Genomic DNA, 12,774 nt, shown 5'->3' with positions numbered 1-12,774 from the left:
TATCGATTGATGAACAGCATCGTCTTGACCATCGGTCCCGGTGTAGTTACCCGTTAGCTTCGTGACCACCCCCGAATTCCTTGGGCAGCCAACAGCACCGCGGCCGTGACGAGGAACGGGGCGACCACGAAGGCCAAGCCGCCTATGGCCAGATCCGGATCGTGCAGGGCGATGTTGTTCCAGTGGTTGGTCACCAGGAATTGCGAGGTCACCTGGAATGCGGCGTGGAATCCGATGCTGGTCCACAGACTCCCGGTTTTCGCCCGCAGCCCACCGAGTACCAGCGCGAAGACGAAGAACAGCGCGATCCGATCGATCGTCGTCGCCGAACCGTGCAGCACACCCCATGCGGTGAAGAGCGCGGCCTGGCTCACCACCGTGACGGCGACCGAGTAGCGCTCGCGAAGGTTGGCGAAGAAGTAGCCGCGAAAGATGAGCTCCTCCGGAATCGCCTCGAACAGCAATACCAGCACCACGAGTCCCGCCAGCGCGAGCAGCGTCCGCGGCAGCGAGGTGCGTGGATCGATATCGGCCCAGCCGAGCCCCAGCAGCACCGCCGCGGTCACCCCGGCCGGAACGGCCCAGCACGCCGCGCCGAACAGAAACTGCCGCCACCCACGCGCGAACGAGGTCCACTCGAGTCCGGACCACGGCCGCCGGTCCAGCCAACGCCGCGCCGCGTAGATCAGCGGAACCGTCACCAACGTCGCACCCAACGCGCGCAAGATGTGTAGGCCGTGGGTGTACTCCGCACCGAACACCGCGGACACCCCACGGGTCAGCACCAGCCACCAGACGACCACCGCAACGAATACGACACCACCCCGGACAACCAGTCCGGGTCGCTCAACTCCTCCAAAAGCACCCACACCGCAAGTTATCCCGCGATCACACGCCGCGACGTCCTCCGAAAGTCGGATCCGTGGCCCACTGAGAGCTCGGCCTCGGTTTCTGGGGATCGGTGAGTTGCTTTGCGGTTGCGCAACTACCAGCCCTACATACCGATCACTCCGAACCGAGTGCGGACCAATCGAGAACCTTACTCCCGGCGCGACCCGCAGCAGCCGATGGCGCACGGCGCACCGTTCAGGGTGCAGCCCAGGCTTTCGAAGGTGCTCAAATGTGCTGCGGCGGAACCGGTCAGCTGTTCGGTCACCAACTCGGCGACCAGTTGGGCGAATCGCGGGTCCGTGCCGGGTGTCCCCGCGCGGGCGAAGGCGATGCCGAGTTCGGCGGCCCGGTCCTTGGCCTCGTTGTCGAGATCCCAGATCACCTCGAGGTGGTCGGAGACGAATCCGACGGGACACACGACCACCGCGCGCACGCCCGATTCGGCGATCCGGTCCAGGTGGTCGACGATGTCGGGTTCCAGCCACGGCACCTGCGGCGGGCCGGAGCGGGACTGCCACACCAGGTCGTAGTCGTCGAATCCCGTTGCCGCCGCGCACAATCGGGCCGCCTCGGCGACCTGGCGGCTGTACAGCTCACCGGTACCGGGCGGGCCGGCGACGGCGTCGGCGCGCACCGGGATCGAATGCGCGGTGAACACCAACCGCGCCGCATCGCGAACATCCCGCGGCAGTTCGGCGACCGCGGCGCGGATGGCGTCGGCGAACGCCTCGATCAGCAGCGGATGGTCGAAATACTGTCGCAGCTTGAGCATTTCGGGCGCATCCGGGCCGACGGACGCACGCGCCCGGACGATATCCTCCTGGTACTGCAGACAACCCGAGTACCCGCCCCATGCCGATGTGGGAAATACCAGGGCGGAACGGATTCCGTCGGCGCGCATCCGCTCGACGGTGTCCTCCACCATCGGATGCCAATTCCGGTTGCCGAAGTACACCGGCAGATCGATTCCGCGGGAAGCGAATTCGCCCTCCACCGCCTTGATGATGTCGCGGTTGAGCGCGTTGATCGGCGAAACACCGCCGAAGTGCAGATAGTGCTGCGCGACCTCGGCGAGTCGCTCCGGCGGCACGCCCCGGCCCCGAGTGACGTTCTCCAGGAACGGCATCACGTCCTCGGGGCGTTCGGGGCCGCCGAACGAGAGCAGCAGCAGCGCGTCGTAAGCCATTACCTCAGTTTGCCGAGAAATTCTCGGGGAACCAGGTGTTGTGGCTGGCGCCACCGTCCACATAGATGATCGAACCGGTGGTGCCGGGCAGCCAATCCGAGAGCAGCGCGCAGATCGACCTGGCCACCACCGTCGGATCGTCGACATCCCAGCCGATCGGGGACGCGCCGTCCCAGTAGGTGTTGAGCTGGTTCAGCTTGGCCGCGTCGTCGGTGGCGGTGCCCGCGATGGCCTTGGCGGCCAGCGTCTTGATCGGGCCCGCCGCGATCAGGTTGGAGCGAATCCGCTTGGCATTGCCCACTTCTCGCGCCACATACCGGTTCACCGACTCCAGCGCGGCCTTGGCGACGCCCATCCAGTTGTAGAACGGCATGGCGGTGCGCGGATCGAAGTCCATGCCGACGATCGAACCGCCCTCGTTCATCACCGGCAGCACGGCGCGGGCCAGCGAGGCGTAGCTCCAGGCGGAGATTTCGAACGCCTTGGCCGCATCCGGGCCCGGACCGTCGAGGAACGGCACCGCATCCGGCCCCATCAGGGTTTTCGGCGCGAACGCGATGGAGTGCAGCACGCCGTCGACACCCTCGGGCGCATGCTCGCGCACCCGCTCGGCCAGCGTCGCCAGATCCTCCTCGCTGGTGACGTCGAGCCCGATGGCGGGCGGGACCTCCTGCGGCAGCCGCTTGGCGATCCGATCGATCAGCCGCAGCCGCTCCGGGATGCCGGTGATGATCACCTTGGCGCCCTGCTCCTGGGCCACCGCCGCCGCGTGGAACGCGATCGACGAATCGGTGATGATGCCGGTGATCAGGATGGTCTTGCCTGCGAGCAGTCCGCCCATGAGTTCTCGGTTCTCCTGAGAGTTGGTGGTGGGGGTACCGCGGCCGCGAAAACCTTACGGCCGCAGGGTGTTTCGTCAGGTGGTCAGTGGCCCATGCCCATGCCGCCGTCAACCGGGATAATCGCGCCGGTGATGTAGGAGGCCTCGTCGGAGGCGAGGAAGCTGATGGCCGCGGCGACCTCTTCGGCCTGCCCCATCCGCCCTGCGGGGATGACCTTCAGCGCCGTCTCGCGCATCTCCTCGGTCATATCTTCCCGAGTCATATCGCTGTCGATGAGACCGGGCGCCACCACGTTGGCGGTGATGTTGCGCGAGCCGATCTCCCGCGTGATCGCACGTGCCATACCGACCAGGCCCGCCTTCGAGGCGGCGTAGTTGACCGACCCAGGCGCACCCATCTGGCCGATGACCGAGCCGAGGAAGATGATGCGACCCCAACGGGCGCGCAGCATCGCTCGGTTGGCGCGCTTGGCGACGCGGAACGCGCCGGTCAGATTCGCATCGATGACGCGACTGAACTGCTCCTCGCTCATCCGCATCAACAGCGTGTTATCGGTGATGCCCGCATTGGCGACGACGACTTCCACCGCACCCTGATGCGCCTCGACCTCGGAGAACGCCCGATCGATCGATTCCGCATCCGTCACATCGCATTTCACACCGAACAGACCGTCCGGCGCCCCCGAACCACGATGGGTGACGGCCACCTTGTGCCCGTCGGCGTGCAGACGCTGCGCGACCGCGAGTCCGATGCCGCGATTACCGCCGGTCACCAGCACGGACCGGGATGTGAGGTTCGACATGGCGACCAACCTACCTGGTGGAGTCCTCGACACCATTATCGGTACGCCTCAAATTTCGCCTCCACACGCGTCGATCCGATTCTCGGCAATGACATATGACAAAGCCCGGCCGCCTGGCCGGGCCGTGCCCACAGAGGATTGCGGTAATGCGAAAGCCGCAATGGAGAAATCGAATAGGCTGCGGCCCAACAGGCGTACCGCCAACTGCAGACAGCACGCAGAGTTGGCAGCCGCCGATCAGGGCAACCGTTGCCTGCCGAGCAGACCCGTGACGACACCGGCGGCGACGAACAGCATGCCGAGCAGCAACCAAGGCCGGCTGGCATCGCCCCTGGTGAGCTCGAAGCCGATCTGCTCCTGCAGCGTGTTGTACACCTGCGTGAGTTCGGTCAGGCTGGATGCCTTGTAGAACTCACCGCCGGACAGCCGGGCGATCTCGCGCATCGCGTCATCGTCGACGGGCACGGACTGCCGCTTGGTGCTGCCGTCACTCGGGTCCGGAATATCCACCGCACCCCAGCTCGTGCCGTACGAAATCGTCGAGATCGGAACGTGTTTGCTCTTCGCCAGCCGGGCCGCGACGTATTCGTGCCGCGGATTGTCCACATCCTCGAACGCCGGAACCGTCTGCTTACCGTCGGACATCAGCACGATGCGGGCGGGCGGCGGGTCCTGCGAACCGCCGAGCACCGAACCCAGCGTGTCGATGGCTTGCAGCGCGGTGATGATCCCTTCGCCGGTGGCGGTGCGCTCGGCGAGTTTGATGTTGTCGATGGCCGCCTTGACCTGTTCATGGTTCGGGGTCGGCGTCACCAGCACCGATGCGGTGCCCGCGAAGGTGATGAATCCGACGTTCAAACCCGATGGCAGCCCGTCGACGAATTCCTTACCCGCCTTCTTCGCGACCTCGATCCGGCTGGGCGGCACGTCGGTCGCCTCCATCGACAGCGATACGTCCACCACCAGCATGACGGTGGCGCGGTTGCGGGCCACCTTCTTGACCGCGGTGGGCCCGGCGGCGGCGATGGTGAGAAATACCAGGCCCGCCACCAGGAGCACGATCGGTATGTGCCGCAACAGACTCGGCCGCGTCGGGGCGACCTTCTCCAGCAGCTCCATATTGGTGAAGCGCAGCGTGTTCTTGTGCCGTGCCACCTGAACGAGCACATAGCCGAGCACGATCAGCGCGACGATCACGAGGAAGCCGAGCCAGACAGCAGAGGTGAATCCGGAAATACTCACTGGCGTGGTGCCCGCCCGCTCGGGGCGCCGAAGCTGTGGCGCCGGGTGGATACGAACCGGACCACATCGGCGATCCAGTCCCGGTCGGTCTGCAGGGTGAGCACCGGCGCCCCGCAGCTGCGCAGGGCCTGTTCGACCTGTTGCCGGTGCCGTTGCGCCGCGGTCGCGAAGTCGGCGCGCAGCGTCGGGGTGAGGCTGAATTCGCGGGTGCGCCCGGATTCCGGATCGTGCAGCACCACATCGCCGACATCGGGCAGTGCCAGATCGCGCGGATCGAGCACCTCCACCGCGAGCAGTTCGTGCCGGGCCGAGATGGCGCGCAGCGAACGCTGCCAATCGATTTCACCGAGGAAATCGCTGATCACCACGGCGAGACCGCGTTTGCGCTGCGGTCTGCGCAATGCCTCGATACCGGCGCGCAGATCGCCGCGCACACCGTCGCGGGCGTGCGGGGTGGTCGCGATATCGCGCAGCAGCGACTGCGCGTGAATTCGCCCGCTACGCGCGGGAATTCGCACCAGTCGCTCACCGGTGGCGACGACGGCGCCGATCCGGTTGCCGCCGCCGCTGGTCAGATGGGTGACGGCCGCGGCGGCCGCGATGGCGAGATCGCGCTTCTGGCACAGCGCGGTGCCGAAGTCGAGGCTGGCCGACAGGTCCACCACCATCCAGGTTTCCAGCTCGCGGTCGGCGATCATCTGCCGCACGTGCGGGTGGGTGGTGCGGGCGGTGACCGACCAATCCATTTGGCGCACATCGTCGCCCGGCTGGTAGGCGCGCGCCTCACCGGGTTCGGATCCGGGGCCCGGGATGAGCCCGAGATGGTCGCCGTGCAGGACGCCGTCGAGTTTGCGCCGGACCGTGAGTTCGAGCGTTTTGAGCGCCGCCGACAGCTTCGGATCGGTGAGCTCACCCGATCGGAAGGACGGCGGGGCGTGGTTCGGCGTCGTCACTTCGGCTGGTTGTTACCCGCGGGCTGCGGCACCTGGCCGACGGGCTGCATATTCGGCTGTTGCGGAACCGGTTGCGGCACACCGTGCGGGCCCATCGCGGGCGGTGCCGGCGTCGCGGGGGCGCCCGGGGCGACGGCCTGCGGCGCGACCTGCGGCAGCCCGACGGTCTGCAGCACCCGCTTGATCACGTCCTCGGGGCTGATCTCGTCGGCGAGCGCGTCGTAGGACAGCACCAGGCGGTGCCGCAGCACATCCGGGATCACCTCGACGACATCCTGCGGCACCACGTAATCGCGGCCGCGGATCAGCGCGACGGCGCGGGCCGCGGCGATGATGCCGAGGCTGGCGCGCGGCGATGCGCCGTAGGACACCCAGTTCGCCACGTCGGTCATGCCGAATTCGGCCGGGGTGCGGGTCGCCGCGATCACCCGGACCACGTAATCCACCAGGGCGTGGTGCACGAAGGTGTTCGCGGCCAGATCCTGCAGCCGGATCAGCTCGGCAGGCTCGAGGACCTGCTTGGGTTCCGGTGGGGTGACGCCCATCCGGTAGATGATCTCGCGCTCCTCCTCCACCGAGGGGTAGTCGACGACGACCTTGAACAGGAAGCGGTCGCGCTGCGCCTCGGGCAGCGGGTACACGCCCTCGCTCTCGATCGGGTTCTGAGTCGCCATGACCAGGAACGGATTCGGCATCGGGTAGGTCTTGCCGCCGATGGACACATGCCGCTCGGCCATCACCTCGAGCAGCGCCGACTGCACCTTGGCCGGTGCGCGGTTGATCTCGTCGGCGAGGACGAAATTGGCGACCACCGGGCCGAGTTCGGTGTCGAATTCCTCGCGGCCCTGGCGGTAGATGCGGGTACCGGTGAGGTCGGTCGGCACCAGGTCGGGCGTGAACTGCACGCGGGAGAACGAGCCGCCGACCACCTTGGCGAAGGTTTCCACGGCGAGCGTCTTCGCGATGCCGGGCACACCCTCGAGCAGCACGTGACCACGCGCCAGCACACCGACGAGCAGCCGCTCGACCAACCGGTCCTGCCCGACGATGACCCGCTTGACCTCGTAGATCGCCTTTTCCAGGGTCTGGACGTCACGCTCCAGGGTGCTCGGTGCCGATGGCGCATCTTTCGCCAAATCGGCCCCACTCACACCGTCCGTCGAAGTCACCAAAATCCCCGCTTTCGCTTTGGTCCTGTGCGTGCTGCCACAACTATTCCAGGTATCGCCGCCGGATGCCGCAACCGGACCCCGGCAGAACCTAGGAAACCGATGTGAATCCAGCGCTGCCGAACCGGAACACAGCGACTCAACCGGTGACTATGCGCACCGCATAAGGCATGATGCCACCTTCGCGCACCGGCGACACCCTGACGACGTCACCGGACTGCGGCGCCTCCACCATCTGCCCGTTGCCGAGATAGAGCGCGACGTGTTCGCTGCCGTTGGGTCCCCAGAACAGCATGTCGCCGCGAACCCGTTCGGCCACCGGCACTCTGGTGCCCGCGTTGTACTGGTAGCCGCTGTAGTGCGGCAGCGAGACGCCGATGCCCGCGAAGGCGTAGACCATCAGCCCGGAACAGTCGAAGCCGACCTTGTTGTAATCGCCGTAGCTGTCGGCGACCCCGCCGTCCCGGATGCCCAGGGTCGGCCCGTTCTCGTCGCCGCCGCCCCAGGAGTATTGAACGCCGAGCTGCGACATCGCCCGGTCCACCACGGTTTCGATGGCGTCCGAACCGCCGATCGACGGCATGGCCGCCGCGGGTGGCCGGCGCCGCGGCGGGGATTGGGTCTCGAGATCGGTGTGCGGGCGTTTGCCGTCGCCGAGTTGGGCGGCGCGATCCCGGGCGGCCTGGTCTGCCGCGGCGCGCGCGGCCGCGGCGGCCGCCGCCGCCCGCACCGCCGCCTCCTCGGCCTTGCGTTGCTCGTCCCATGAGTTGTACGCGTCGCGCTGGGCCACCAGCCCGGCGACATTCTTGCGGGCCAGGTCGAGGCGGCCCTGTGCGGTCTCGCGCTGCTGAATCAGATTGTCGCGCTGCGATTTCTGCCGGTCCAGCTCGGATTTGGCCGCGGTGACAGCCTGTTCGGCGTCGGACTTCTTCTGCTCGGCGGCGGTCGCGGCCGAATCGGCCTCCGTTTTCGCCTGCCGCGCAAGGGAATTCTTATTCGCCTCGGTGACCTGGGCCCGGCGCAGGCCGTCGAGCACATGCTGCTGCTGTTTGGCCACCACGGCCAGCAGCTGCGCCCGGTCCAGCACCGTGTCCGGGGTGGACGCGGCGAGGAAGGTGACCATGGTCGGCGTCGCGGGTTTGGTGTAGGCCTGCGCGGCGAAGACGTCGAAGTTGCCGCGCGCCTGGCCGACCTGCGCGGTCGCGTCGGCAAGTTCCCGCTGTGAGTCGGCGACCGCGACGACGGCGCGATCGCAGGCGGCACGGGCGTCCTGCAGGTCGACCAGCGCCTTGTTCACCGCCTCGCGCTTGAGCTCGACCGCACCGTCGAGCTGCTGCAGCTGCTGATCCGCCGCGGCGACCTGGTTGATCAGCCCGCCGACCTCCGCGACGCCCGCGTCGACCTGCGCTCTGCCCTCGGTGATCTGGCCGTCGCTCGGATTCGGCGGCGGTGGCGGCACCGCGCCGGCCGGTCCGGCGGCGATTGCGACCGAGACGGATAGCAGCAACCCCAGAGCGACCCATAGTCGAGGCCGGGAACCGACCTCACCGCTGCTGCGCATCGCACCTCCCAAGGATCCGACCGTGGCTCTATTCGATTCGCGGTGTTCGCGGGCCTCGCGCGGGTCGTGCGGCGCGGTCGCGGCCGACAGCCTGTTTGACCTCACCAGCACCAGCCGAACCAAGGAGCTCAGTGGCCGACGGATAGCCCTTGCAACACTTCTTCCCCATCAGAGAACAAACGAACCGTACGACACTTTTTTCACGGAGGAAACACCGGTAACAGAATCACACCAGCGTAATTCGTACGTTGCCCGCAATTAGCTCAACGCGCGTCAGGATTCGCGGCCGGAAAACAAACCAACCGTCAGGAAAAGTTGCTGAGCGGATACCCGCTACGAGGGGTTGGCCCCATCCTCGGCCGCCGCCGAAACCCCCACCCGCGCAGCCTCTTCCGAGCGACGCCGCGCCTTGAGGTAGTACAGCCCACCCACGGCCAGGACCGTACCGGCCAGCAACACTCCGGTAATGGCCGTCCACGGCGTGCCGCCCGGACTCTCCAGCCGGTCGACGAAGATCTGCGCCGACTGCGCCGAATCGCCACCCTTGAACTTGGCGCTGTCCTCGGCCCACTCCAGGCGCGCCCGGTTGATCGAATCGCTCCAAGTGCCGACATAATCGGCGCTGAACACCACGACGGTGCCGTGTTGGGTCTTGCCGACCTCGGTGGCCAGGTCCCGTAAGCTCGAGTCGTGGGCCGGATTGCCGGGAACGACCACAATGCTCAGCGGGATCCCATGGGCTCTCGCGTCGGCGGCGATTGCCGCGAGTTCATCCTTGTCCCTGCCCGTCAGTGTGGCCACATGACCGGCCGCCAGATCGGCGTTGATCTCCACGATCGTCGAATCGTCCACACCCGGCGGCAGTTCCGCGGCCATGGGGGTGAGAACCGAGGTGTGCGAGACGGTCATGTTCCATCCGGTCTGTCGAGCCGCATCGGCGTGCGAAGCGACGGGCATCCAACACTGGGCGAGCGACGCTGGGTCATCACCCGACTGCTCGAATGCACAGTACGCGACCGGAACTCGGCGCATGCGCACGCGGCGCGTGGTTCGCCCCCCGCCGTTTCACAGGACAAGCGTACTGTTAGTCTCGACGGCGCGAGGAACCAGTGCCTGCGAGCAGTGGCTGCCCTCCATATACGTAGTCGCCGGCACAGCCCCGCCGGCGGCGACCCTCACAGACGAGTGGAGCTGACGTGACGACAAGTATCGATACTTTCGGCGCCAAGGGCACCCTCGAGGTCGGAAGCAACTCCTACGAGATCTTCCGCCTCTCCGCCGTGCCCGGCACCGAGAAACTCCCCTACGCACTGAAGGTCCTCGCGGAGAATCTGCTTCGCACCGAGGACGGCGCGAACATCACCGCGGACCATATTCGGGCCATCGCGAACTGGGACCCGTCGGCTCAGCCGAACACCGAAATCCAGTTCACCCCGGCCCGCGTCATCATGCAGGACTTCACCGGCGTGCCCTGCATCGTCGACCTGGCCACCATGCGCGAGGCCGTCGCAACCCTGGGCGGCGACCCGAACAAGGTGAACCCGCTGGCCCCCGCCGAGATGGTCATCGACCACTCGGTGATCATCGACGTATTCGGCCGCGAGGACGCCTTCCAGCGCAACGTCGAGATCGAATACCAGCGCAACGGCGAGCGCTACCAGTTCCTGCGCTGGGGCCAGACCGCCTTCGACGACTTCAAGGTCGTGCCGCCGAGCACCGGCATCGTGCACCAGGTCAACATCGAGCACCTCGCGCGCGTCGTCATGGTCCGCAACGGCCAGGCCTACCCCGACACCTGCGTCGGCACCGACTCGCACACCACCATGGTCAACGGCCTCGGCGTACTCGGCTGGGGCGTCGGCGGTATCGAGGCCGAGGCCGCCATGCTCGGCCAGCCGGTCTCCATGCTGATCCCGCGCGTGGTCGGCTTCAAGCTGACCGGTGAGATCCAGCCGGGCGTCACCGCCACCGACGTCGTGCTCACCGTCACCGATATGCTGCGCAAGCACGGTGTGGTCGGCAAGTTCGTCGAGTTCTACGGCAAGGGCGTCGCCGAGGTGCCGCTGGCCAACCGCGCGACCCTGGGCAATATGAGCCCCGAATTCGGTTCCACCGCCGCGATCTTCCCGATCGACGAGGTCACCGTCGACTACCTGAAGCTCACCGGCCGCAGCGACGAGCAGGTCGCGCTGGTCGAGGCGTACGCCAAGGAACAGGGCCTGTGGCACGACGCCGACAAGGAGCCCGCCTACTCGGAGTACCTGGAGCTCGACCTGAGCACCGTGGTGCCATCGATCGCGGGCCCGAAACGTCCGCAGGACCGGATCCTGTTGTCGGAGAGCAAGATCGCCTTCCGCAAGGACATCCACAACTACACCAACGATCCGGAGGCCACCCCGCACTCGCACCTGGACGAGGCCATCGAGGAATCGTTCCCGGCCAGCGATCCGGCCGCACTTGCCTTCGCCGACGACGACGCCGTACTGCCGACCGCCGCGAACGGCAGCACCGGCCGCCCGTCCAAGCCGGTCAAGGTGTCGACCGAGGAGTACGGCGACTTCATCCTCGACCACGGCGCGGTGGTGGTCGCCTCCATCACCTCCTGCACCAACACCTCCAACCCGTCGGTCATGATCGGCGCGGCCCTGCTCGCCCGCAACGCGGTTGAGAAGGGCCTCACCCGCAAGCCGTGGGTGAAGACCTCGATGGCGCCGGGTTCGCAGGTCGTCAACGGCTACTACGAGAAGGCCGGCCTGTGGCCGTACCTGGACAAGCTGGGCTTCAACCTGGTCGCGTTCGGCTGTGCCACCTGCATCGGCAACACCGGCCCGCTGCCGGAGGAGATCTCCAAGGCGGTCAACGACAACGACCTGACCGTCACCGCGGTGCTGTCCGGCAACCGCAACTTCGAGGGCCGCATCTCCCCCGACGTGAAGATGAACTACCTGGCGTCGCCGCCGCTGGTCATCGCGTACGCGCTGGCCGGAACCATGGACTTCGACTTCGAGCACGACGCGCTCGGCAAGGACACGAACGGCAACGACGTCTTCCTGCGCGATATCTGGCCGTCGCCGCAGGAGATCCAGGACACCATCGACCGGGTCATCTCCCGCGATATGTTCCTCGAGGATTACAAGGACGTCTTCAAGGGCGACGAGCGCTGGCGTTCGCTGCCCACCCCGCAGGGCAAGACCTTCGAGTGGGCCGAGGAGTCGACCTACGTCCGCAAGCCCCCGTACTTCGAGGGCATGCCGCAGACCCCGACGCCGGTCACCGATATCAAGGGTGCGCGCGTGCTGGCGCTGCTCGGCGATTCGGTCACCACCGACCACATCTCCCCGGCGGGCAACATCAAGCCGGGCACCCCGGCCGCGCAGTACCTGGAGGCCAACGGCGTCGAGCGCAAGGATTACAACTCCTACGGCTCGCGCCGCGGCAATCACGAGGTGATGATCCGCGGCACCTTCGCCAACATCCGGCTGCGCAACCAGCTGCTCGACGACGTCTCGGGTGGTTACACCCGCGACTTCACCCAGGACGGCGGCCCGCAGGCGTTCATCTACGACGCCGCGCAGAACTACCAGGCCGCGGGCATCCCGCTGGTGGTGCTGGGCGGTAAGGAGTACGGCTCGGGTTCCTCGCGCGACTGGGCGGCGAAGGGCACCAGCCTGCTCGGCGTCAAGGCCGTGATCACCGAATCGTTCGAGCGCATCCACCGCTCGAACCTGATCGGTATGGGCGTCATCCCGCTGCAGTTCCCGGCCGGTGAGTCGGCCGCGTCGCTGAAGCTGGACGGCACCGAGACCTTCGATATCGAGGGCATCACCAAGCTGAACGAGGGTGTGACTCCGAAGACGTTGAAGGTCACCGCCACCAAGGAAAACGGTGAGCGGATCGAGTTCGACGCGGTGGTCCGGATCGACACCCCCGGTGAGGCCGACTACTACCGCAACGGCGGCATCCTGCAGTACGTGCTGCGCAACATGATCAAGGCGTAATAGCCTGGTTACCGAAAGGTGCGCTTCCCCGTCGCCCGGGCGAAAGCCCGGGCCCGGCAAGGGATTCCGGCGTCGGCCGGATGACGGGGCAGCGCACCCCTTCGTATGCGGCACCGGAACGGAAACGGAG

General features: G+C 66.9%; 10 protein-coding genes. 1 reads left to right on the top strand and 9 read right to left on the bottom strand.

Features of this window, described 5'->3' with window-relative positions:
* Positions 1–53: 53 nt before the first annotated feature.
* From LGY53_RS16310 to LGY53_RS16270, 9 genes are all read right to left on the bottom strand, one after another.
* Positions 54–803, bottom strand: coding sequence for a CPBP family intramembrane glutamic endopeptidase (locus LGY53_RS16310; protein WP_225727511.1), 750 nt, complete (start codon positions 801–803; stop codon positions 54–56).
* Positions 804–1,039: 236 nt separating this feature from the next.
* Complete coding sequence (locus tag LGY53_RS16305) at positions 1,040–2,077, bottom strand: ferrochelatase (protein WP_225727510.1); 1,038 nt, start codon at positions 2,075–2,077, stop codon at positions 1,040–1,042.
* Positions 2,078–2,081: 4 nt separating this feature from the next.
* Complete coding sequence (gene inhA, locus LGY53_RS16300; protein WP_167475866.1) at positions 2,082–2,918, bottom strand: NADH-dependent enoyl-ACP reductase InhA; 837 nt, start codon at positions 2,916–2,918, stop codon at positions 2,082–2,084.
* Positions 2,919–3,001: 83 nt separating this feature from the next.
* Complete coding sequence (gene fabG1 / locus LGY53_RS16295; RefSeq protein ID WP_167475867.1) at positions 3,002–3,721, bottom strand: 3-oxoacyl-ACP reductase FabG1; 720 nt, start codon at positions 3,719–3,721, stop codon at positions 3,002–3,004.
* Positions 3,722–3,958: 237 nt separating this feature from the next.
* The gene (locus LGY53_RS16290; protein ID WP_225727509.1) at positions 3,959–4,963 is read right to left on the bottom strand and encodes a VWA domain-containing protein; all 1,005 of its coding nucleotides are present in this window, start codon (positions 4,961–4,963) and stop codon (positions 3,959–3,961) included.
* Positions 4,960–5,916, bottom strand: coding sequence for a DUF58 domain-containing protein (locus LGY53_RS16285; RefSeq protein WP_225727508.1), 957 nt, complete (start codon positions 5,914–5,916; stop codon positions 4,960–4,962). Before LGY53_RS16285 ends, LGY53_RS16290 begins: the two co-directional genes overlap by 4 nt.
* Complete coding sequence (locus LGY53_RS16280; protein ID WP_225727635.1) at positions 5,913–7,067, bottom strand: MoxR family ATPase; 1,155 nt, start codon at positions 7,065–7,067, stop codon at positions 5,913–5,915. Before LGY53_RS16280 ends, LGY53_RS16285 begins: the two co-directional genes overlap by 4 nt.
* A 157-nt stretch (positions 7,068–7,224) precedes the next feature.
* Complete coding sequence (locus LGY53_RS16275) at positions 7,225–8,646, bottom strand: NlpC/P60 family protein (RefSeq protein WP_225727507.1); 1,422 nt, start codon at positions 8,644–8,646, stop codon at positions 7,225–7,227.
* 333 nt (positions 8,647–8,979) lie between these two features.
* Positions 8,980–9,555 (bottom strand): DUF6676 family protein, encoded by a 576-nt coding sequence (locus LGY53_RS16270; RefSeq protein ID WP_225727506.1) that lies wholly within the window; start codon positions 9,553–9,555, stop codon positions 8,980–8,982.
* A 287-nt stretch (positions 9,556–9,842) separates the two neighbouring features.
* Between LGY53_RS16270 and acnA the strand changes: the two genes are divergently transcribed.
* Positions 9,843–12,644, top strand: coding sequence for an aconitate hydratase AcnA (gene acnA, locus LGY53_RS16265; RefSeq protein ID WP_225727505.1), 2,802 nt, complete (start codon positions 9,843–9,845; stop codon positions 12,642–12,644).
* The last annotated feature ends 130 nt before the right edge of the window (positions 12,645–12,774 follow it).

This window comes from Nocardia sp. JCM 34519.1 (assembly GCF_020361265.1).
Lineage (GTDB): Bacteria > Actinomycetota > Actinomycetes > Mycobacteriales > Mycobacteriaceae > Nocardia > Nocardia arthritidis_A.
The sequence above is the reverse complement of the archived record's forward strand: the minus strand, read 5'-3'. Positions and strand labels throughout refer to the sequence as shown.